This window comes from Pseudomonas sp. HTZ2, from assembly GCF_033173945.1.
GTDB lineage: Bacteria > Pseudomonadota > Gammaproteobacteria > Pseudomonadales > Pseudomonadaceae > Aquipseudomonas > Aquipseudomonas guariconensis.
Genome location: NZ_CP137332.1, coordinates 4,050,167 through 4,070,326, shown reverse-complemented (window position 1 = coordinate 4,070,326; position 20,160 = coordinate 4,050,167). Strand labels below are relative to the sequence as shown.

Below are 20,160 nucleotides of genomic sequence, written 5' to 3'. Positions count from 1 at the left end.
GTGGGACAGATCGGCAATCGGGGCCGCTTTGCGTCCCCGGTTTCAACGCCGACGCAACATGGCCCCAGTGAAGTTGTACAGACGCTGTTCATCCAGATGCGCCAGGCTGTGCTCGATCCGCTCGGTCAGGGCCAAGGCGTGGCGGTTGCGGTCGTAGCGGGTCTTGAGCAAGGGGGCGCAGGCCGCCTGGGCTTGTTGCCACGCCGCTTGGTCGCTGTAGAGCCGCACGCAGGCTTTCGCCAGTGCCTCGGCGGTCCCGGCGACGGCGCCGGGCCAGGGCAGGGCGCCGTGCATGGCCTCGGCGCCGATGGGCGTGGTGACGCTGGGGGTACCACAGAGCATGGCGTCGGCAAGCTTGCCCTTGATCCCGGCGCCAAAGCGCAGCGGCGCAAAACACAGGCGCGCGTTGCTCATCACCTGCAAGGCATCCTCGGCCCAGCCGAGCAGGTGGAAACCTTCGTCTGGGTTGTGCAACGCCTGGGCCTTGGGCGAGGCGTAGGCGCCGTAGATGTGCAACTGGGCTCCGGGCAAGTGGCGGCGGATCATCGGCCAGAGGTTGTGCTTCATCCACAGCACCGCGTCCCAGTTGGGTGCATGGCGGAAGTTGCCGATGGTCACGATGTGCTCGCGCTCGGCGAAGGGGCGCAACGTCTGGGCCGCAGGGTCGAGCATCAGCGGACACCAGTGCAACAGGTAGTCCGGCACACCAAAGCCATTGACCAGCAGGTCCGTTTCCACGTCCGAGATGATCAGCGACAGGTCGCAGCGGTAGATCGCGGCCAGCTCACGCTGGGCCAGCGCGCTCGGCGCCATTTGGCGGAACAGCTCGGGGCCGCTGGTGTTGAACAGGCCGCGGAAGTCGTTGGGGTCCAAGCCTTCGATCAGTCGCCGGCGCAGCAATTGGTGGCGGGCCTCGCGCAGGCTTTGCAGGTCTGAGGTTTCCAGCACGCGCAGGGCGTTGGGGCAGTGCCGGGCAACGATGGCGCCGAATTGCTCTTCCATTTCGAATCGGTCGAACAGCACCAGGTCGGGCGCCTGTTCGGTGAGGAGGTGGGCAATGCTTGCGTGGTCGCCGGCGAGGGCCAGCTCGGTGATGCCCAGGGCGCGGAGGTCGGCCTTGTGCTCGGCAGGCTCGGTGGTGCTGGCAAAGGTGATGCGCCAGTTGCGGGCGAGAAAACTCTCGAGGATCTGCATCATGTGACCGCCGACGGCGGAAGAGCGCGGTTCGGGCCAGGCTTGGCCGATGACCAGGACGTGGAGCATGGAGGAGGGCCTTGGGCTGGAAAAGGCGCTATTTAATCATGTCCGGGGGCAGGGGGCCGCAGCGCAGCCCCATGCCAGCCTTCAGAACGTGTAATCCAGCGTCGCAAAATACGAACGCGGTGCCCCCAGCAGCCACTGGTCGCTGGTATAGACGTAGGACGCCGCGTACTCACGGTCGAACAGGTTGTTCACTTGCAAGCCCAGGCGCACATCCGGCAACACCTGCCAGCCCAGATTGGCATCGACCACCGTATAGCCAGGTACGCTGTTCTCATTGGCCGCGCTGTCGTAGCGCTGGTCCACGTAACGCACACCCAGGCCGGCATCGACCTGTTGGCCAAACCCCTTGCTCAGCCACAGGTTGGCCGTGCGACTTGGCACGTTGCCCGGTCTGTTGCCAGCGCGATCCACCACGCCGCTTCCGGTGTTCTCGAGATAGTCATCGAACTTGGCGCGCACCACTGCAGCATTGGCCGAGACCTGCCACTGGTTGGCCAAGGCCAGTTCCACCGTCGCCTCCAGGCCATCGGAGGTCTGTTGGCCCGCTTGCTGTACGCCGTGATTCACGGGGTCGGCAACCAGCAGTTTCTTCTTGACGATGTGGTAGGCCGCCAGCGTCCACTCGCCACGGCCCTCCCAGAACCGTTGCTTGAGGCCCAGCTCGGTCTGCTTGGCTTCGGTCAGGTCGTAGCGTTGCTCCGGGCGCAGGGTCAACAAATCGCCTACGCCATCCTCGCTGGTCGAGTATTGCCCGTACAGCGACAAGTCGTCGTTGACGGCGAACACCAGCCCGGCGCGCCAGTTTCCGCCTGGCAGGCTGCGCTCGCTGCGGGTGTCGTTGACCAGATCGTTACGCTCGATGTGATTCTGGTCGCGGCGGATACCAGTCACCAACGACAGGCGCTCGGTCAGCTCGGTGCGGTTCTCGGCGAACAGGGCAAAGGTGTGAGTGGTGGACAAAGTCTGGGGGCGTGTCGGCGACAGGCTATGGAACCTGCCAGGGGCGGGATGCCAAGGGTCGAGCGGGTCTGTGATGCCATCGTCGTAGGGCGCGTTGCTGTCGACGTTGAAGCGGATCTTGTTGTATTCGGCGCCGACCAGCGTCGTGCTGGCCAGGCCAAACAGATCATGGTCAAAGGTCAAGCTCTGGCGGTCGCCGATCTGCTCTTGGTTGTGCTTGATCTCAAGGAAACTGCCGCGCTCCAGCCGGTCTTGATCACCATTCCAGGCATAGGTTTCGGCATTGCGCCAATGCCGGCGGCTTTTGATGTAGTACAGCTGGTTGCTGGCCGATACGCTGTCGCTGAGGGTCCAGTCGGTGTTCAGCCGGGTCCATTCCTCGTGGTAGCGCTGGACGTCGTTTTGGATGTTGTAGTTCTTCTTGCGCAGACTGCTGCGGTAATGCCCCTCGATCAGCGGCGTGCCGTAGTAGTTGGCAGGTTCTGCATCGCCGCGCTCGTGGGCCAGGGTGAAGCTCAGGTCATCGGTGGCGTCGAAACGCAGCGCGGCGCTCAAAGCCAGGCTGCGCGAGTCGGTACGATCGACCCAGCCGTTGCCGGCCTGCTGGTTGACCGTCATCCGGTAGCTCAGACGCTCGCTCAGGCTGCCGCCGCTGTCCAGGCCGAGCTGTTGACGGTCCCAGGAGCCGTAGCCCAAGCGCAGCCGGTTGTGGACGTCGCCGGCGAAAGGTTTTTTCGGAATCACGTTCACCACCGCCCCGGTGGCGCCTTCGCCATACAGGACCGAGGCTGGCCCGCGGAGGATGTCGATGCGCTCGACCATCCACGGATCGACCGGGAAGGTCAGCGTACCGGCGCCGCTGTACAGGCGCGAGCCGTCGAACAGGGTCATCACCGAGCTATGGCCTTCGAAGCCCCGGGCCGAGAGGCCGGTGCCGCCATCGCCGGGGCTGCCGGTGAAGCTGATGCCTGGCGAGCGGGTCACGGCGTCCTGGACGGTGAGGTTGTTGCGCCGCTCGATCTGTTCGGCGCTGAGGGTGCTGGTGCTGGCCGGGGTTTGCAGGGCGCTCAGGTTCAGGCGCGATCCGGCATCGGTCGGGGTGGCCAGATCGATGGCCGGCGTGTCGTGGGTGTCGGTGATGGTCGTCGAAGGCAGGGCCAGCACGGGATTGTGCTGTTCATCGGCCACTGCCGGAAGGGCAACGGCCAGGCAGGCCGCCAAGGCATGAAGCGTGTAGGTACGGGACATGTCGTTCCACTGCTGCAGGAATGAATGGATCCCGGTGGAAACAACGCAAAGACAAGCGAACGCGCACGCAAGGGGCGTGCGCGAAGACCGGCCTGCGCCCGCCCACCGCGGGTTTGCCAATGTGAAGTTCCAGGCCGGTCTCCGGGCTTGCGAGGGTCATGAAGCCTTCACCTTCCCATGCAGGCGCACAGTGGTCTGTCGAAGGATTCGCTCGCTTACCGTTGCGGGGGCAGCGCCGGACTTGTCGTAGGGACGACTCACCGGCTTCCCGTTTCACCCTGCGCGCGGCGGCGCAGGACACCTGAAACTGGCACGCATCTGACCATTGATCGGGTGGGCAGTCAATGCGCGGGGGAAAGGCGAGGGCTCAGCGCCCGCGTCGGCGCGAGACCCGCGCCTCGATATTCTTGCGCCCGATCAGCAGCGCGGGCTTTTCCACCACCGGCTCGTCCGCCAGCCATTTGTACATCACCAGGCAGTCCACCAACCCCAGTTGGGCATGGCGGTACGCCTTGGGCAGCCGGCCGACGGTCTCGAAGCCGAGCTTGTGCCACAGCGCCACCGCCACTTCGTTGGTAGCCACCACCGAGTTGAACTGCAGTGCCAGGAAACCTTCCTGGCGGGCCAGCTTCTGTGAGTGTTCGCACATCAATCGGGCCACGCCACGGCCACGAGCGGCCTCGCTGACCATGTAGCCGCAGTTGCCCACATGGCTGCCAGGGCCGGCGGCGTTGGCCTTGAGGTAGTAAGACCCCAGCAACTCGCCGTCCTGCTCGGCCACCAGGGTGCGCAGGGGCAGATCCAGCCACAGCTGGCGGGCCTGCTCGAAGGTCAGTGCGGGGTCGAAGGCGTAGGTCTGGCGGGCCTGGACGATGGCCTGGAAGGTCGGCCAGAAACGGTCGAAGTCTTCCGGGGTCATGGGGCGGATCTGGATCATGGCGGCTCCTGCGGGCTGGACCGCCAAGTCTGGGTGGCTTGGCGCCGCCGCGCAAGGGCGACGACGCCGGTCGGGTTCAACTGCCGGCTTTGCCCACGGCGTCCATGGCGCGGGCCGAATAGACCAGCGCGGCGCCGGCGTTCATCGCCACGGCCACGCCGAGTGCCTCGGCGATCTCTTCACGGGTGGCGCCTTGCTTGACCGCCTGTTGGGAGTGCACGGCGATGCAGCCGTCGCAACGGGTGGTCACGGCGACGGCGAGGGAGATCAGCTCGCGGGTCTTGGCATCGAGGTGGTTGGTCTTGGCACCGGCGCCGCTGGCGGTCATGTAGCCGGCCACGGTGTCCGGAGACAACTGCTTGAGATCGCCGATGCCGGCCATCAACTGCTTACGGTAGGCGTCCCAGTCCATCATGCTCATCGTCTTCACCTTGGGAAGGTTGCGGAGTGGAGCTTTCAGGCTAGTCGAAGTTTTCGGCAAGGGACGGGCTTGTGTCGCGATGGGCCGCGAAGCGGCCCATTGGCATTTCAGATGTAGATGAAGAACAGCACCAAGGCTGCGACCACCGCCCACTTTTCCAGGTAGTAGCGGGTGCGGTTGCGCTTTTTCAGCGCTTTGCCGCGCTCGCGGATCTTGTAGATACGGGTGAACAGGCGGTTGATGCCGCCGGTCTTGTCATTGGCGTCGTTGGGCGCGGCGGCGGCGGCCATGACGTTGCGGCTGAACCAGCGGTTGAAGGCGGTCGCCCAGCGGTACTTGAGCGGGCGCTCGACGTCGCAGAACAGAATGATGCGATTGTGCTCGGTGGTGTTGGCGGCGTAGTGGATGTAAGTCTCGTCGAACACCACCGCTTCGCCGTCGCGCCAAGCGTACTTTTCGCCATCCACATCGATGTAACAGCCGTCGTCGTTCGGCGTGTCCAGGCCCAGGTGGTAGCGATAGGAGCCGGCATACGGATCGCGGTGACGCACGAGCTTGGCGCCTGGCGGCAGGGTGGCGAACATGGCGGCCTTGACCGTGCCGATACCCTGCAGCAGCTCGGTGGTGCGGGGGCACAGCTTCATCGCAGAAGGATGGCTCTCGCCGTACCACTTCAGGTAGAAGCGCTTCCAGCCGGTCTTGAAGAACGAGTTGAAACCGACATCGTCATAGTTGTCGGATTTCTTGATCTCGCCGACGTGCAGTAACTGCTGGGCTTCTTCGCGGATTTCCTGCCAGTGGTCCTTGAGTGGTTGCAGCTCAGGGAAGGCCTCCACCGGCAAGTAGGGCTTGGCCGGGTGTTTGGAGAACAGGTACAGGAAGGCGTTGACCGGCGCCAGGAAACTGGAGTGATCGCCCAGCTGGCGGGTCAACTTGTGGCGAACCCGACCGCGCAGGTGGACATAGGCGATCGAGAGGACGAATAGAAGTACTAATGCAATTTTCATGGACGGCTGCTTGTCAAGATGGCCATGCTTCGTGGCTTGAGCCCGCCAGCATAAACAATCATGCGTCGGCTTTATAGAATTAATCTCACATTGCCAGGCAGACAATCGTACGATAAGCCCCGTTCGTGCCGTGTGCCCCGGCCTAGACCTTTTCCAGGAGGGAATGACCAATGGCATTCGTCGAACGCGACAAGGGCCAGCCCTTCAAGCGCCTGTTCTTCGCTCTGACGGTCAGCGATGCCCAGCGCCGCGCCATTGCCCAATGGCGGCGCGCGCTGGCGCTGCGCAGTGGCAAGCCGGTGCCGGCGCAGAACTTTCACCTGACATTGTTGTTTCTAGGCGATGTGGATGTCGCCCAGGTGCCCGCCCTGTGCGCCGCCGTGGATCAGCTCAAGCGTCCAGAGGCGCCGATACGTCTGGTGCTGGATCGTCTACAAGTGTGGCATCGCGCCAGTGTCTTGGTCCTTGAGCCCCAGCAGACGCCTCCGGCCTTGGGTCAGTTGGTCTACGCCCTGCAACAGGCAGCCTTGCCGTTGGGCGTCGCCGAGCAGACCCGCGAGTACCGGCCACACCTGACGCTGTCCCGCGATTTTCGCGCCCAGGTGCCGGAGTCTCCCACGGCGCCGGAGTTTTTCCTTGCCGCGCGCTCGTTCGTGCTCTACGAGTCGCGCAAGGGCGCCTATTGGCCACTGGCCGAGTGGCCTTTGGAAGGCTGAGGCCAGCACAGGCTTCATGGTTGTGAGACAGGGGCTTGACGCGTACCATGCCGAGCATTCCTTTCAATAACAAACCGCACGGCACTGGCCAGCATCGGCACGTGGCGTGTGGCTTTTCGTCTTGCCTGCGGAGATCAACAACCCATCCATGAACGGACCTACTCCAAGCGTCTTGCCCACCACCGCGCAAAGCGGCAGCTGGCTCAGTGTCATCGCCCTGGCGCTGGCGGCCTTCATCTTCAATACCACCGAGTTCGTACCGGTGGCGCTGCTCAGCGACATTGGCCACAGCTTCGACATGAGCACCGCCCAGGTCGGTCTGATGCTCACCATCTATGCCTGGGTAGTGGCGCTGGCCTCGTTGCCCATGATGCTGATCACCCGCAACATCGAGCGTCGGCGCCTGCTGTTGTTCGTCTTTCTGGTGTTCATCGTCAGCCACCTGTTGTCGTGGCTGTCCCAGAGCTTCGCCATGCTGCTGGTCAGCCGTATCGGCATTGCCCTGTCCCATGCGGTGTTCTGGGCCATCACCGCGTCGCTGGCGGTGCGCGTGGCCCCCCCAGGCCAGCAGGCCAAGGCCCTGGGCCTGTTGGCCACCGGTACCACCTTGGCCATGGTCATGGGCATTCCGCTGGGACGCGTGGTGGGCGAGGCTTTGGGCTGGCGGGTGACCTTCCTCAGCATTGCCGGTGTGGCACTGGCCACCTTGCTGTGCCTGGTGAAGTCGCTGCCGCTGCTGCCGAGCCAGAACTCCGGTTCCCTGCGCAGCCTGCCGATCCTGTTCAAACGCCCGGCACTGGTGATCACCTACCTGCTGGTGACGTTGGTGATCACCGCGCAGTTCACCGCCTACAGCTACATCGAGCCGTTTGCCTTGCACGTGGCGCAGATCGGCGGCGAGCGCACGACGCTGTTGCTGCTGCTGTTCGGCGGGGCCGGGGTGTTCGGGTCGCTGTTGTTCAGCCGCTACAGCGACCGCTTCCCCCATGGGTTCCTGGTGGCGGCCATCGCATCCCTGGCCGCGTGCCTGCTGCTGTTGCTGCCGCTGTCGGGCAATTTCTATGTGTTCGCGGCCTTGAGCATGGTCTGGGGCGTGGCGATCCTGAGCTTCAGCCTGTCGTTGCAATCGAAGACTCTGAAGCTGGCGTCGGACGCCACCGATGTGGCCATGGCGCTGTTCTCGGGGATCTACAACATCGGCATCGGCGGTGGTGCCCTGCTGGGGAGTATCGTCAGCAGCCAACTGGATGTGGCGTACATCGGCGTGGTCGGTGGCAGCGTTGCGGTGGTGGGGCTGGTGCTGGCGGCGGCGAGTACGGCGCGGTTTCGCCAGGCGTTAGGCAAGTAGACGCAGGCGCTCTTGAATCCGGCGGCGAAGCAGACGGTGCTGAGCAGGCTGATCGCATCAAGTGTCGTCGGGCTGCAACGCCGCGAAGCGCTCGCGTAGCCACAGATGCAACTGCGAAACCGCAGGCGACAATTGCTTGCGGTGGGGGCACACCAGAGTCACGGGTGTGGGCTCGCCGGGGTGCTCGGGCATCAGGATTTCCAGCTCGCCCGCCGCCACGTTGGCACTCACATCCAGCCATGACTTATAGACGATCCCTTCGCCTTCCAGGGCCCAGCGCCGCACCACGTCGGCATCGTCGCTGAACAGTGGGCCGCGTACCTGTACGGTGCGGCTGCCCAAGCGCCATTTGTCGTAGACCCGCCCCAGTTGCAAGTAGAGCAGGCAGGCATGCTGCTGGAGCTCTTCGGGCGTGCGCGGACGGCCGTGGCGGGCCAGGTAGTCAGGGGAGGCCACCAGTACCCGACGGTTCCAGGGCGCCAGGGGCAGGGCAATGTAGTTGGCCTCGGCGTTCAGGCCGTAGCGAATAGCCACATCCACCGGATCGCGGGAAAAGTCGGCGACCTGGTCGGAAAGAAAGAACCGCAGGCTCAGTTCTGGGTGTTCGCGGCGAAACGCACTGAGCCAGGGCAGCAGGATGTTGCGCCCAAGGTCCGAAGGCGCCGACACCTGCAGCACGCCACGCAGGCTGCTGTGTGCGCCGTGCAGGTTGTCGCGCCCTTGGCGCAGGGTGTCCAGCACGCTCTGGGCGGTGGGCAGGTACAGCTCGCCCTCGGCGGTCAGGCGCAGGCTGCGGGTGGTTCGGGCGAACAGGCGCACATCCAGCTCGCGCTCCAGGCGCTTGATCGCTGCCGCCATTTGTCCCGGCAGCAGACCCGCTTCATGGGCGGCGGCGGTGAAGCTGCCCAAGGCGCTGCTACGCACGAACAGTTCGAGATCGGTAAGACGCAGCATTTTCACTCCAGCGATGAAAGTGTTGCTGCATTGTGCGGGTTTTTCTTTTTAACGGGAAAGATAAGATGCGCCACACATCCGTTCTCTTGAGGAGTTGTCCTGATGGATACCGTTGCCCTGGCCAAGCGCCGCTACACCACCAAAGCCTACGATGCCGCACGCCGCATTCCCCAGGCCACTGTCGATGCGCTGCTCGAACAATTGCGCCACAGCCCGTCGTCGGTCAACTCGCAGCCCTGGCACTTCGTCATCGCCGACAGCGCCGAGGGCAAGGCGCGCCTGGCGAAGGCCGCTGATGGGCGTTTTGCCTACAACTCGCCAAAAATCCTCGACGCCTCCCATGTGATCGTGTTCTGCACCCGCACCGACATGACCGAAGCGCACCTGAATGCCTTGCTCGAGCAGGAACAGGCCGATGGACGATTCCGCGACGAGCAGGCCCGTGCCGGGCAGGACGCCAGCCGTCGTGGCTATGTGAATCTGCACCGCTTCGACCAGAAGGATCTGCAGCACTGGATGGAGAAGCAGACCTACCTGGCCTTGGGCACCGCGCTGCTCGGCGCCGCTGCCCATGGCCTGGACGCAACGCCTATCGAAGGGTTCGACAGCAAGGTGCTGGATGCGGAACTGGGCCTGCGCGAGCAGGGTTTCACCAGTGTGGTGGTGCTCGCCCTGGGCTATCGCAGCGAGCAGGACTTCAATGCCGGGCTCAACAAGTCGCGTCTGCCGGCTTCCACGGTGTTCACCTTCCTCTGAGCCGAGGGGCTAGTCGTCAGGCTCCTGTGACAAGGGCCTGGCCACATGCTCCAGCGCGCGGCGTTCGGCGGCGATGCCCCAGCGTGCTTGCACCAGCGCGGCGATTATCATCAGGCTTGCGCCGATCAGGTAGCCGTACAACACGTTGATGCGCTCGCCAGTCTCGATCAATCCACCGAACAACGCGGGTCCGATCAAACCGCCCAGCCCGGTGCCGAAGGCATAGAACACGGCGATGGCCAAGGCACGGATTTCCAGGGGAAAGGTCTCGGACACGGTGAGATAGGCGGAGCTGGCGGCGGCGGAGGCGAAAAAGAAAATCACCATCCAGGCTGCCGTTTGCTCCGTGACATCGAGCAGGCCTTGCTCGAACCCATACCCGCTGATGGCCAGCAGCACACCGGATACCAGGTAAGTGGTGCTGATCATCACCCGCCGGCCCAACACATCGAACAGTCGCCCCAGCAGCAACGGCCCGCAGAAATTGCCCAGGGCGAACGGCAGCACGTACCAGCCGATACGCTCGGACGGCACGCCATAGAAATCGGTGAGCACCAGTGCATAGGTGAAGAAAATCGCGTTGTAGAAAAACGCCTGGGCACTGAGCAACGTCAGGCCGACCAAGGCCCGGCGTCGATGGACGACGAACAGGCTGTGCATGACCTCGCCCAAGGGCGTGTGGTCGCGTGTGCGCAGGCGCAAGGGTGGGGCGTCGAGGGATGGCAGTACGGCGCCACATCCGCGCAGCTGGTGTTCGATGTCGCTGACGATGCGTTCGGCGCGCTCGGGTTGCCCGTGGACCATCAACCAGCGCGGGCTCTCCGGGATCCATAGGCGCATTAGCAGAATCGCCAGGCCCAGCAGCGCACCGATACCGAAGCACAGTCGCCAGCCCAGATCGCCGCCGATCCAGGCCGGATCGAGCAGAATCACCGCGCCGATCGCACCCAAGGCAGCCCCCAGCCAGAAGGTGCCGTTGATCACCAGATCCACCCAGCCGCGATAGCGCGCGGGGGTGAACTCCTGGATGGTCGAGTTGATGGCGGTGTACTCGCCACCGATGCCGGCCCCGGTGAGAAACCGGAACAGTAGAAAACTTGCCAGGTTCCACGAAAACGCCGTGGCCGCTGTAGCGCCGATGTACAGCGCCAGGGTGACGAAGAACAGCCTGCGCCGGCCCAGGCGGTCGGTCAGCCAGCCGAAGAGCAGGGCTCCGAGCACGGCGCCGGCGATGTAGGCGGCGCCAGCCAGACCGATATCGGTGTTGCTCATGTGCAGCGCCGGGCTGTCTTTGAGGGCCCCTGACACCGAGCCTGCCAGGGTGACTTCCAGGCCGTCCAGCAACCAGGTGATGCCCAGCGCTATCACCAGCAGTGTATGAAAGCGGGTCCAGGGCAGGCGGTCGAGACGGGCGGGAATGTCAGTATGGTAAAGGCGCCCGGTCGAAGAGCAGGGCGAGCGTTGGGTCACCAGAAGGGGCTCCGAGGCTGGCGGTGTGTGCCTGGCAGTGGAGCTCTTTTCAGGGGGCGGAGTTCATTTCAGTTCGCGGGTAAACCCGCCCCACCTGGTCCGCTGTGCCTGTGGGAGTGGGTTTACCCGCGAACAGGTCGGGACTGTCACCACAAGGCGACAGATGCAGCGTTCACCACCCGCCCGAACACCTCGATGGCCTTGTCCACCTCGGCCTCGCAGGTGAAGCGCCCAAGGCTGATCCGCACGCTGTTGCGTGCCTGGGCTTCGTCCAGACCCAGGCTCAGCAGGACGTGGGAAGCGGCATTGCTCGCCGAGTTGCACGCCGAAGTCGAGGACAGGGCCAGTTCGCTGGCCAATGCCGCGCTGTTGAACCCCTTGGCGTCGATGCACAGGTTCAAGGTATGGGGAATGCGTTGTTGCGGGCAGCCATTGAGGCGCACCCCGGGCAGTGCGAGCAGGCCACGGCGCAGGCGTTCGCTGAGCTGGACGATGCGTTGGTGCTCGCTGTCGCCGGGCCCGCCGGCAAGGGCGAAGGCGCTGCCCATGCCGACGATCTGGTGGGTCGCCAAGGTCCCGGACCGCAGGCCGCGCTCATGGCCACCGCCGTGCATCTGGGCGCGCAGCACCGGGCGTGCGCGCGGGCCGACGTACAATGCACCGATACCCTTGGGTCCATAGACCTTATGCGCCGAGAACGACATCAGATCGACCGCCTGACGCGCGAGGTCGAGGGCGACCTTGCCCACTGCCTGGGCGGCATCCACGTGCAACAGGGCCCCATGGGCGCGCACGTGTTCGCCGATGGTGGCGAAATCGGTAAGGGTGCCCAGTTCATTGTTCACCGCCATCAGCGACACCAGGCGGGTGTCGTTGCGAAGCGCCGCCTGTACTGCCTGGGGTTGGATCAGCCCGCGTGCATCCGGTGCCAGGCGCGTGACCGTCCAACCGAGACGTTCGAGCTCGGCCACGGTATCGAGCACCGCTTTGTGCTCCAGTTCGCTGGTGATCAGGTGGCCTGGGTGGCCGACGCCTTGGGCAATGCCCTTGAGCGCTAGGTTGTTGGATTCGGTGGCGCCGGAGGTCCAGACCAGGTCGGTCGGGTCTGCGCCTACGCGCTCGGCTACCTGGCGGCGAGCCTGTTCCACGAGCTCGCGGGCGGCCTGGCCATAGACATGGCCGCTGGATGCTGGGTTGCCGAAATGCGCTTGGTGGCCAAGGCAGGTGATCATGGCCTCGATGACGCGGGCATCGACAGGAGTGGTGGCGGCGTAGTCGAAGTAGAGGGGGGCGCTGGGCATGATGGGCGGGTCCGTGCAAGTTGCCGTGAAGTGGCGATCGATGTCCCATCGTACCCAGCGGGCGGAGATGCTTTTTGCCTTGTTGGCCGATTGTGCTCTGGCTTGAGGATCAATTTTTCTCTGGAATCGATTCGTGTAGGAAAAATTTCTCCAGCTAGGGAGCGGGAGGCCTTCCGAGCAGAGCTTCAGGCCGAGAGGGGCTGCTTTTCTTCTTCCGTCGTCACCCGTTCGCACAGGTCGATGATCTGCTCGCGCATCCAGCGGTTGGCCGGGTCCTGGTCGGTGCTTTCGTGCCAGTACAAGTGGGTTTCCAGCGGCGGCACTTCGACCGGCAGCGGCAAGTGGCGCAATTGATGGCGGCGGGCGAAGCGCTCGGGGACGGTCATCACCATGTCGGTCTGTTGCAATACCTGCGAAGCCATCAAGTAATGCTGTGAGCGCAGGGCGATCTTGCGCTGCAGGCCCATTTTGCCCAGGGCCAGGTCCACATAGCCCAGGCCGTTGCGGCGGCTGGAGATGTGGATGTGGGTCAGGGCAAGGTAGCTGTCGAGCGTGAGCTTGCCTTCGATCAGTGGGTGGCCGGGACGCATTGCGCAAACGAAGCGATCTTGCATGAGCTTGACGTGGCGCACCTGCGGGTCGATGTTCAGCGGGGCGTCCACGGCGAAATCCAGGTGACCGGCGGCCAGTTCCTTGGTGGTCTCGCGCCGTTTGCACAGGAAACTTTCGATCACCAGCGCCGGGGCCAGGCGCCGCAGGCGCTGGAACAACGGCGGCAGGATCACCGCCTCGGTGAGGTCGGTCATGCTGATGCGGAAGGTCTTGTTGGCCTGCTGCGGGTTGAAGGTACGGCTTTCCTGCACCGAGGTGCGCAGCAAGGCCAGGGCGTTGCGCACTGGGCCGATGATGTTCTGCGCCATTGGTGTGGGCACCATGCCTTGGGCGGTGCGCACGAACAGCGGGTCGTTGAAGGTTTCGCGCAGGCGCGAGAGGGCGTTGGACACGGCAGGCTGGGTAATGCCGACGATCTGCCCGGCACGGGTCAGGTTGGCTTCGGTGTAGATGGCATCGAAGACGATGAACAGGTTGAGGTCGACCTTGCTGAGGTTCATGGCGCTGCTCTTTATAGGAATTATCGGCCGATCATATATTGCTTATGAATGTTAATACACGCGGAAAATAGACTAGGTGGATAGCGCCTCGGTGCTCTAGGCTCTGGCTCATGTTCTCAAGCCTGTGAAGGTAGCCCTGATGGATTTCGCCTATTCGCCCAAGGTCCAGGCATTGCGTGAGCGTGTCACGGCATTCATGGACGCCTATGTCTACCCAGCGGAGCCGGTGTTCGAACGCCAGGTCGCCGAGGGCGATCGCTGGCAGCCCACCGCAATCATGGAAGAACTCAAGGCCAAGGCCCGCGCCGAAGGCCTGTGGAACCTCTTCTTACCCGAGTCGGAGTACGGCGCAGGCCTGTCCAACCTCGAATACGCCCCCCTGGCCGAGATCATGGGGCGCTCGCTGCTGGGGCCGGAACCGTTCAATTGCTCGGCGCCCGATACCGGCAACATGGAGGTGCTGGTGCGCTATGGCAGCGAGGCGCAGAAGCGCCAATGGCTGGAGCCGTTGCTGCGCGGCGAGATCCGTTCGGCGTTCGCCATGACCGAGCCGGACGTTGCGTCCTCCGACGCCACCAACATGGCCGCCACGGCCGTGCGCGAGGGTGACCAGTGGGTGATCAACGGGCGCAAGTGGTGGACCTCCGGTGCCTGCGACCCGCGCTGCAAAGTGATGATCTTCATGGGCTTGTCCGACCCGCAAGGGCCGCGTCATCAGCAGCACTCGATGATCTTGGTGCCTACCGACACGCCGGGTGTGAAGATCGTCCGCCCGTTGCCGGTGTTCGGTTACGACGATGCGCCCCATGGCCATGCCGAGGTGCTGTTCGAGAACGTACGGGTGCCGTATGAGAATGTGATCCTGGGCGAGGGCCGTGGCTTCGAGATCGCCCAGGGTCGCCTGGGCCCTGGGCGCATCCACCACTGCATGCGCTCGATCGGTATGGCCGAGCGTGCCCTGGAGCTGATGTGCAAGCGCGCCGTCGAGCGCACGGCGTTCGGCAGACCGCTGGCTCGGTTGGGGGGCAATGTCGACAAGATCGCCGATTCGCGCATGGAGATCGACATGGCGCGGCTGCTGACCCTCAAGGCCGCCTACATGATGGACACCGTCGGCAACAAGGTCGCGCGCAGCGAGATCGCCCAGATCAAGGTGGTGGCGCCGAACGTGGCGTTGAAGGTGATCGACCGGGCGATCCAGATCCACGGCGGGGCCGGTGTCAGTGGCGACTTCCCGCTGGCCTACATGTACGCCATGCAGCGCACCCTGCGCCTGGCCGATGGGCCGGACGAAGTGCATCGGGCAGCGGTGGGCAAGTACGAGATCGGCAAGCATGTGCCCAAGGAGCTACTGCGTAGCGGTCACTGAACTGGGGCCGCTTATGCGGCCCCGAGGCGGGTTATGGACCAGATGGGGGAGAACCGGCGCGCTCGTTTTTTTCTGCAAGGTCCGGGTGGTCTTGCGCCGGGTCGTCATGCCGGTCGCGGGTCTTGAACAGTGACAACAGCACCCCGCCGAGCAGCAAGCCGAACGTCACGCCCAGCGACAGCAAGGCGGGCACCTTGCCCACCAGGCCGTGGTAGAAGATCTTGCAGCCGATGAACACCAGCACCAGCGCCAGGGCGTACTTGAGGTAGACGAAGCGGTGCATCAGCGCCGCCAGGGCGAAGTACAGCGAGCGCAGACCGAGGATGGCGAAGATGTTCGAGGTGTAGACGACGAACGGGTCTTGGGTGATGGCGAAGATCGCCGGGACGCTGTCGACGGCGAACACCAGGTCGGCCAACTCGATCAGTACCAGTGCCAGGAACAGCGGCGTCGCATGGCGCACGGCGGTGTGCTGCCCGGGCGGGGTGAGGTGCACGAAGAAGTGTGCGCCGTGGACTTGGTCGGTGACCCGCATGTGCCGACGTACGAAGCGTAGCACCGGGTTGTTGGCAAGGTCAGGGTGGCTTTCCTGCCGAGCCAAAGCCATCTTTACACCCGTGAACAGCAGGAAGGCGCCGAACAGGTAGAGCACCCAGGCAAAGTGCTGCACCAGCGCCGCACCTACGCCGATCATGATCGCCCTCAGGACCACCACGCCGAGAATGCCCCAGAACAGTACCCGGTGCTGGTAACGGCGGGGAATGGCGAAGAAACCGAAGATCATGGCCATGACGAACACGTTGTCCATCGATAGCGATTGTTCGACCAGGAACCCCGTGTAGAACTCCAGCGCCGACTGCGCGCCCAGCTCGTACCAGACCCACGCGCCGAACAACACGCCGACACTGAAATAGCCGGCGTACAGCAGCAGGCTCTCGCGCATTTCAATCTCGCGGTTCTTGCGGTGGAGCACGCCAAGGTCCAGGACCAGCAGGCCGATGACGATAGCGATGAAGACCAGCCACAGCCAGGCGCTGGTGCCGAGGAACGGGGTGGTGAGGAATGTGTGCAGAGCCATCATGAGCCCCTCCTTTAATGTCGACGTTGCATGGCAACAGTGATCCGACATGGCGGCTGGGTAGCCGTCAGAGGGGCCCGGTATCACATAGGCTTGAGCGTAGTCCCGATCGGTGAGCCTGCCGAATGGCGCGCTGTTACATTTCTTTGCGAGGCTGCCCAGTCCTTCAGTACACCCACACTTCCACCCGTCGATTGCGCAGCCGCCCTTGTTCCTGGTCGTTGTCGGCCACAGGCAGTTCGTCGCCCATGCCGGTCACTTCCTTGATTTCCACGCCATCGCGGGCGAGCTCGCGGCGCACCGCCATGGCCCGCAGGCGCGAGAGCAGGGCGGCGCGGCCCTGGGTTTCCTTGGGGTCGCCAAACCCCACCAGTACCACCTGGTGCTGCAGCTTGCCGGCCTGGCGCAGGTAGTCTGCGACCCGGCGTACGTCGCGCAGCGCCTTGTTGTCCAGGTTGGCGCTGCCGGGCTGGAAGCGAAAGTTCACGGTCAGGCGCCGGGCCTCGGCGGCCAGGGTCCGATAGCGTGGCGGCATGTCGGCCTGGGCGGGTACGGGCAGGGCTTTGACCTGCTGGGCCACGAAGCCTTGGCGGGCGACGATGGCCTGCCCGGCGGGGGTTTGGGTGTACTCGGCCAGGGCGACCGCCAAAGGGGCGGCGCGAGCAGGCAGGTAGAAGAACAAGCGGCGCGACAGCGGATAATCCTCGCTGGCGACCAGCGTTGGGGTAGGCAGCATGGCTGGCGCGTCGCCTTCGGCGATGGCCAGCACCTTGGCGCCATGCACGGCGGCCAGGCTGCTGAAACCGATGGCCTGGCGGTCAGCCTTGACCCGCTCGGCCAGCGCTTCGCTGGATTCGAAACGTTGCGCCTGACCGGCCAGCGTCTGCTGGCGTGGCTCCAGCACCAGAGCCTTGAAGGTTTCCAACGTGCCGGAGCGATCGTCACGGGCATACAGACGGATCTCCCCGCCGGGCACGCCGAGCTGTTCCCAGCGTCGTACCTGGCCGCAGAACACTTGGGCCAATTGCGCGGTGGTCAGTTGGGCCAGCGGATTGTCCGGGTGAACGATTACCGCCACTGCGTCCAGTCCGATGACCTGTTCGGCGCCTTTGCCGCGAAGATCGCCTAGTGCCCGAAGACGCCGGGCTTCGTCGTCGGTGATGGGGCGGGACGCGGCCGCCAGGTCCGCTTGGCCATCGCCCAGGGCTGTGAAGCCGGTGCTCGAGCCGTGGGCGGCGATGGTGATGCGCAAAGGCTGGCCCTGGGCATCGAGTGCGTTAATTTCGGTTTCGTTGGCTTGGCGGCTCGGGGTTTGAGTGACCGCAGTGGCACCTTGGGCCGCCAGCAGGCCTTGGATGAGCGCGGGTGTCAGGGCGGCGCCGATGGTATTGGAGCCCTGGATGCGCAGTTGCGCGGGCCCTGCGAGGGCCCACAAGGGGAACAGACAGCACAGCAAGGCGAACAGGCGAGGCATGCCGGAGACCTGTGGCATAAAGATGCGCTGCAGATTACGACAGTGGCGTGACCGGGAGATGACAGGGCGTGAGGCTGAGAAAAGGGGCCCGATCAGAATGTCGGCGGCGTGATCACCCAGATCACCACGGCATCCACTGCTCCGGGATTGCCATAACGATGGGGCTCTTGGCTCGAGAAACTGAAGCTGTCCCCTTCGTTGAGTTGGAAATACCGCTCGCCGACCCACAGCTCGAAGCTACCGGACAGCAAATAGCCGGCTTCCTCGCCCTCGTGGCTGTAGCTCTGCTGGCTGTAGGTGCCCGGGGGAAAGCGCGAATGGAGGATTTCGAGCTGCCGGTTGGGCTGGGGGGTGAGCAACTGATCGACGATACCGTCCTCGTAATGCACGCTCAGGCGGCTGTTGCGCCGCACCACGTAGCCTTGGTCCTCAGGGGCGGTGCTGGCCTCGCTGGCGAAGAACCACTGGATGGTCACGCCCAGGCTGCGGGCAATGTTGAACAGCGCCGGGATCGAGGGATAGGAGAGATTGCGCTCCAGTTGGCTGATGTAGCCGGCGGTCAGTTCGCTTTGCTTGGCCAGCTCGGCGAGGGTCATGCCGCGGCGCTTGCGCAGGCCGCGGATGCGGGTGCCGAGAAACTGCGGGGCCGCGCCGCCGTCTTCGGCGGCGGGCGGCGGCGTCTGGGGTTGCTGGCTCATGCACGTCGGTCCATCGGAAAAGCCAGAAGTATGACCAGCCTCAGAGCGCCCAGGCAACCGTCAGGCCGTCGTGGATCGCTTCTTCGACGGTGCGCGGTGCCAGGCAGTCGCCGATGCGCCGCACCTGAACCAAACCGGCCAGTTCCTCGGCCAATGTGTCCACCGGTTGATGGCCCAGGCACAGGACCAGGGTGTCGATCTCTTCGAAGATCATCGGTTCGCCACTGGCGGTGTGCAGCAGGTAGACGGTGTTGTCGTCGCAGCCGTACAGCCGGGCATAGGGGGTGATGGGGATGCCCAGGCGGTGCAGCTCGCCGGCCATCTGGTCGCGCACGTACAGCGGCAAGCTCTCGCCACAGTGGGTGCCATTGACTGCCAGCTGCACCTGATGGCCTTCGCGCACCAGGCGCTCGGCGATGCCGGGGCCGATCCAGTCGCTGCGCCAGTCCACCACCAGCACCGAGCGTCCCAGGGTGGCCTGGTTGCGCAGCACCTGCCAGGCATCGACCACCTGCAAGTCGCCACTGCGTTCGAATTCGGGCCAGTACGGGCGGGCGCCGGTGGCGGCGATCACCACATCGGGACGTTCGCGTTCGACCAAGGCCCGGTCGACGCGGGTGTTGCGCACCACGCGCACGCCGGCCAGTTCCATCTCCCGTTGCAGGTTGGTGCTGGCGCCGCCGAACTCGCTGCGACGCGGCAGCAGCTGGGCCAATTGCACCTGGCCACCCAACTGTGGGCCGGCCTCGTACAGGGTCACCTCATGACCGCGCGCCGCTGCGACCGCCGCGGCTTTCATGCCGGCCGGGCCGCCGCCTGCGATCATCACGCGCTTGGGCGCCTGGGTGGGGGTGAGCGTGCCGTATTGCAGTTCGCGGCCGGTCTCTGGACGCTGGATGCAAGAGATCGGCAGGCCGCGATGGAAATGGCCGATACAGGCCTGGTTGCAGGCGATGCAGGCGCGCACGTCCTCAACCTGACCACGTTCGGTCTTCGATGGCATCTGCGGGTCGCAGATCAGCGCGCGGGTCATGCCGCAGACGTCGGCCTGACCGCGGGCCAGGATCAACTCGGCCTCCTGGGGCTGGTTGATGCGTCCGGTGACGAACAGCGGGATGTCCAGGCGCGCCTTGAACGTGCCGGCTTCGCGGGCGAGATACGCAGGCTCGATGGCCATGGGCGGAACGATATGCACCGCACCGCCTTGTGAGGCGGAGGTGCCGGCGACGATGTGCAGGTAGTCGATCTCGCCCTGCAGGGCCTGGGCAGCCACCAGGGATTCGTCCTCGGTCAGGCCTTCGGGGTCGCGCTCGTCGGCGCTGATGCGCAGGCCTACGATGAATTGCTCGTCGGTGGCTGCGCGCACGGCGCTCAGCACTTCACGCACAAAGCGCAGGCGTTGCTCGAGGCCGCCGTTGTAGCCGTCGGTGCGGCGATTGACCCGCGGATTGAGGAACTGCGCCGGCAGGTAGCCATGACTGGCTACCACTTCCACGCCGTCGAGCCCGGCCTGATGCAGGCGGCGGGCGGCACTGGCGTAGCCCTGGATGATCTCGTCGATCATCGCCTGGTCCAGCGCCCGAGGCATCACCCGGAAACGCTCGTTGGGCACCGCCGAGGCCGAGTAGGCCACTGCCAGCAGGCCATCGGCGGTTTCCATGATCTCGCGCCCGGGGTGGAACAACTGTGACAGCACGACGGTGCCGTGGGCGTGGCAGGCCTCGGCCAGACGGCGATAGCCGTCGATGCAGGCATCGTCGGTGGCCATCAGCACATGGGAGGTGTAGCGGGCGCTGTCGTGAACCCCCGCCACCTGCAGCACGATCAGGCCGGCGCCGCCTTCGGCGCGGGCGCGCTGGTAGGCAATGAGCTTGTCGTTGACCAAGTTGTCGGTGGGCAGGCAGGTGTCATGTCCGGTGGACATGATGCGGTTCTTCAGGCGTTTGCCACGGATCTGCAGCGGTTCGAACAGGTGGGGGAAGGCGGTCGACATGCGCGCAGCTCCGGTCGGTTGTCGTTCTTGTTTTTTCCATGAAAGTGTAGCGCCA

General features: G+C 64.7%; 17 protein-coding genes and 1 riboswitch. Of the genes, 4 read left to right on the top strand and 13 right to left on the bottom strand.

What is annotated here, in order from left to right:
• Positions 1–42: 42 nt before the first annotated feature.
• The 5 genes from R6G97_RS18815 to lpxO all read right to left on the bottom strand — a co-directional run bounded on the left by R6G97_RS18815 (position 43) and on the right by lpxO (position 5,836).
• On the bottom strand, positions 43–1,263 hold the full coding sequence (locus R6G97_RS18815) for a glycosyltransferase (protein WP_043211663.1): 1,221 nt from the start codon (positions 1,261–1,263) through the stop codon (positions 43–45).
• A gap of 81 nt (positions 1,264–1,344) precedes the next feature.
• Positions 1,345–3,471, bottom strand: a complete 2,127-nt coding sequence (locus R6G97_RS18810; RefSeq protein WP_317847350.1) for a TonB-dependent receptor — start codon at positions 3,469–3,471, stop codon at positions 1,345–1,347.
• A gap of 115 nt (positions 3,472–3,586) precedes the next feature.
• A riboswitch (cobalamin riboswitch) is annotated at positions 3,587–3,791 on the bottom strand.
• 47 nt (positions 3,792–3,838) lie between these two features.
• The gene (locus R6G97_RS18805) at positions 3,839–4,408 is read right to left on the bottom strand and encodes a GNAT family N-acetyltransferase (RefSeq protein ID WP_090346464.1); all 570 of its coding nucleotides are present in this window, start codon (positions 4,406–4,408) and stop codon (positions 3,839–3,841) included.
• Between the two features lie 76 nt (positions 4,409–4,484).
• Positions 4,485–4,829: a carboxymuconolactone decarboxylase family protein gene (locus R6G97_RS18800; RefSeq protein WP_043211617.1), complete on the bottom strand. Its 345-nt coding sequence runs from the start codon at positions 4,827–4,829 to the stop codon at positions 4,485–4,487.
• A 107-nt stretch (positions 4,830–4,936) separates the two neighbouring features.
• Positions 4,937–5,836, bottom strand: coding sequence for a lipid A hydroxylase LpxO (lpxO, locus tag R6G97_RS18795; RefSeq protein WP_043211619.1), 900 nt, complete (start codon positions 5,834–5,836; stop codon positions 4,937–4,939).
• A 170-nt stretch (positions 5,837–6,006) separates the two neighbouring features.
• On the opposite strand from lpxO, the gene thpR reads away from it, so the two are divergent.
• Positions 6,007–6,552, top strand: a complete 546-nt coding sequence (gene thpR / locus R6G97_RS18790) for an RNA 2',3'-cyclic phosphodiesterase (RefSeq protein WP_182815279.1) — start codon at positions 6,007–6,009, stop codon at positions 6,550–6,552.
• A 148-nt stretch (positions 6,553–6,700) separates the two neighbouring features.
• Complete coding sequence (locus R6G97_RS18785; protein WP_070571403.1) at positions 6,701–7,900, top strand: sugar transporter; 1,200 nt, start codon at positions 6,701–6,703, stop codon at positions 7,898–7,900.
• Between the two features lie 57 nt (positions 7,901–7,957).
• Here the strand turns inward: R6G97_RS18785 and R6G97_RS18780 are convergent, their stop codons facing one another.
• A complete protein-coding gene (locus R6G97_RS18780) occupies positions 7,958–8,854 on the bottom strand; it encodes a LysR family transcriptional regulator (protein ID WP_317847349.1) in 897 nt (298 codons plus the stop codon).
• 102 nt (positions 8,855–8,956) lie between these two features.
• On the opposite strand from R6G97_RS18780, the gene R6G97_RS18775 reads away from it, so the two are divergent.
• Positions 8,957–9,610, top strand: a complete 654-nt coding sequence (locus R6G97_RS18775) for an oxygen-insensitive NAD(P)H-dependent nitroreductase NfsB (RefSeq protein ID WP_043211626.1) — start codon at positions 8,957–8,959, stop codon at positions 9,608–9,610.
• Positions 9,611–9,619: 9 nt separating this feature from the next.
• On the opposite strand, the gene R6G97_RS18770 is transcribed toward R6G97_RS18775, so the two are convergent.
• From R6G97_RS18770 to R6G97_RS18760, 3 genes are all read right to left on the bottom strand, one after another.
• Positions 9,620–11,080 (bottom strand): MFS transporter, encoded by a 1,461-nt coding sequence (locus R6G97_RS18770; RefSeq protein ID WP_317847348.1) that lies wholly within the window; start codon positions 11,078–11,080, stop codon positions 9,620–9,622.
• Positions 11,081–11,226: 146 nt separating this feature from the next.
• A complete protein-coding gene (locus tag R6G97_RS18765; protein ID WP_182815272.1) occupies positions 11,227–12,381 on the bottom strand; it encodes a cysteine desulfurase family protein in 1,155 nt (384 codons plus the stop codon).
• A gap of 185 nt (positions 12,382–12,566) precedes the next feature.
• The gene (locus R6G97_RS18760) at positions 12,567–13,493 is read right to left on the bottom strand and encodes a LysR family transcriptional regulator (protein WP_043211632.1); all 927 of its coding nucleotides are present in this window, start codon (positions 13,491–13,493) and stop codon (positions 12,567–12,569) included.
• Positions 13,494–13,632: 139 nt separating this feature from the next.
• Between R6G97_RS18760 and R6G97_RS18755 the strand changes: the two genes are divergently transcribed.
• Entirely contained in the window at positions 13,633–14,862 is a 1,230-nt protein-coding gene (locus R6G97_RS18755; RefSeq protein ID WP_043211633.1) for an acyl-CoA dehydrogenase, read from the top strand.
• A 31-nt stretch (positions 14,863–14,893) separates the two neighbouring features.
• On the opposite strand, the gene R6G97_RS18750 is transcribed toward R6G97_RS18755, so the two are convergent.
• The 4 genes from R6G97_RS18750 to R6G97_RS18735 form a co-directional block, all read right to left on the bottom strand.
• On the bottom strand, positions 14,894–15,943 hold the full coding sequence (locus tag R6G97_RS18750) for a TerC family protein (RefSeq protein WP_317847347.1): 1,050 nt from the start codon (positions 15,941–15,943) through the stop codon (positions 14,894–14,896).
• A gap of 163 nt (positions 15,944–16,106) precedes the next feature.
• Entirely contained in the window at positions 16,107–17,414 is a 1,308-nt protein-coding gene (locus R6G97_RS18745) for a substrate-binding domain-containing protein (protein WP_182815266.1), read from the bottom strand.
• A 92-nt stretch (positions 17,415–17,506) separates the two neighbouring features.
• The gene (locus tag R6G97_RS18740; RefSeq protein WP_043211635.1) at positions 17,507–18,112 is read right to left on the bottom strand and encodes a cupin domain-containing protein; all 606 of its coding nucleotides are present in this window, start codon (positions 18,110–18,112) and stop codon (positions 17,507–17,509) included.
• 40 nt (positions 18,113–18,152) lie between these two features.
• Complete coding sequence (locus tag R6G97_RS18735) at positions 18,153–20,105, bottom strand: oxidoreductase (protein ID WP_043211636.1); 1,953 nt, start codon at positions 20,103–20,105, stop codon at positions 18,153–18,155.
• Positions 20,106–20,160 lie beyond the last annotated feature (55 nt).

What these genes read in the sequence shown, in the direction of transcription:
- R6G97_RS18775 (WP_043211626.1), top strand. Translation starts at nt 8,957, where the DNA reads ATGGATACCGTTGCCCTGGCCAAGCGCCGCTACACCACCAAAGCCTAC.
- R6G97_RS18745 (WP_182815266.1), bottom strand. Translation starts at nt 17,414, where the DNA reads ATGCCTCGCCTGTTCGCCTTGCTGTGCTGTCTGTTCCCCTTGTGGGCC.
- R6G97_RS18800 (WP_043211617.1), bottom strand. Translation starts at nt 4,829, where the DNA reads ATGAGCATGATGGACTGGGACGCCTACCGTAAGCAGTTGATGGCCGGC.
- R6G97_RS18735 (WP_043211636.1), bottom strand. Translation starts at nt 20,105, where the DNA reads ATGTCGACCGCCTTCCCCCACCTGTTCGAACCGCTGCAGATCCGTGGC.
- R6G97_RS18815 (WP_043211663.1), bottom strand. Translation starts at nt 1,263, where the DNA reads ATGCTCCACGTCCTGGTCATCGGCCAAGCCTGGCCCGAACCGCGCTCT.
- R6G97_RS18750 (WP_317847347.1), bottom strand. Translation starts at nt 15,943, where the DNA reads ATGATGGCTCTGCACACATTCCTCACCACCCCGTTCCTCGGCACCAGC.
- R6G97_RS18805 (WP_090346464.1), bottom strand. Translation starts at nt 4,408, where the DNA reads ATGATCCAGATCCGCCCCATGACCCCGGAAGACTTCGACCGTTTCTGG.
- lpxO (WP_043211619.1), bottom strand. Translation starts at nt 5,836, where the DNA reads ATGAAAATTGCATTAGTACTTCTATTCGTCCTCTCGATCGCCTATGTC.
- R6G97_RS18810 (WP_317847350.1), bottom strand. Translation starts at nt 3,471, where the DNA reads ATGTCCCGTACCTACACGCTTCATGCCTTGGCGGCCTGCCTGGCCGTT.
- R6G97_RS18780 (WP_317847349.1), bottom strand. Translation starts at nt 8,854, where the DNA reads ATGCTGCGTCTTACCGATCTCGAACTGTTCGTGCGTAGCAGCGCCTTG.
- R6G97_RS18785 (WP_070571403.1), top strand. Translation starts at nt 6,701, where the DNA reads ATGAACGGACCTACTCCAAGCGTCTTGCCCACCACCGCGCAAAGCGGC.
- R6G97_RS18765 (WP_182815272.1), bottom strand. Translation starts at nt 12,381, where the DNA reads ATGCCCAGCGCCCCCCTCTACTTCGACTACGCCGCCACCACTCCTGTC.
- R6G97_RS18760 (WP_043211632.1), bottom strand. Translation starts at nt 13,493, where the DNA reads ATGAACCTCAGCAAGGTCGACCTCAACCTGTTCATCGTCTTCGATGCC.
- R6G97_RS18755 (WP_043211633.1), top strand. Translation starts at nt 13,633, where the DNA reads ATGGATTTCGCCTATTCGCCCAAGGTCCAGGCATTGCGTGAGCGTGTC.
- thpR (WP_182815279.1), top strand. Translation starts at nt 6,007, where the DNA reads ATGGCATTCGTCGAACGCGACAAGGGCCAGCCCTTCAAGCGCCTGTTC.
- R6G97_RS18740 (WP_043211635.1), bottom strand. Translation starts at nt 18,112, where the DNA reads ATGAGCCAGCAACCCCAGACGCCGCCGCCCGCCGCCGAAGACGGCGGC.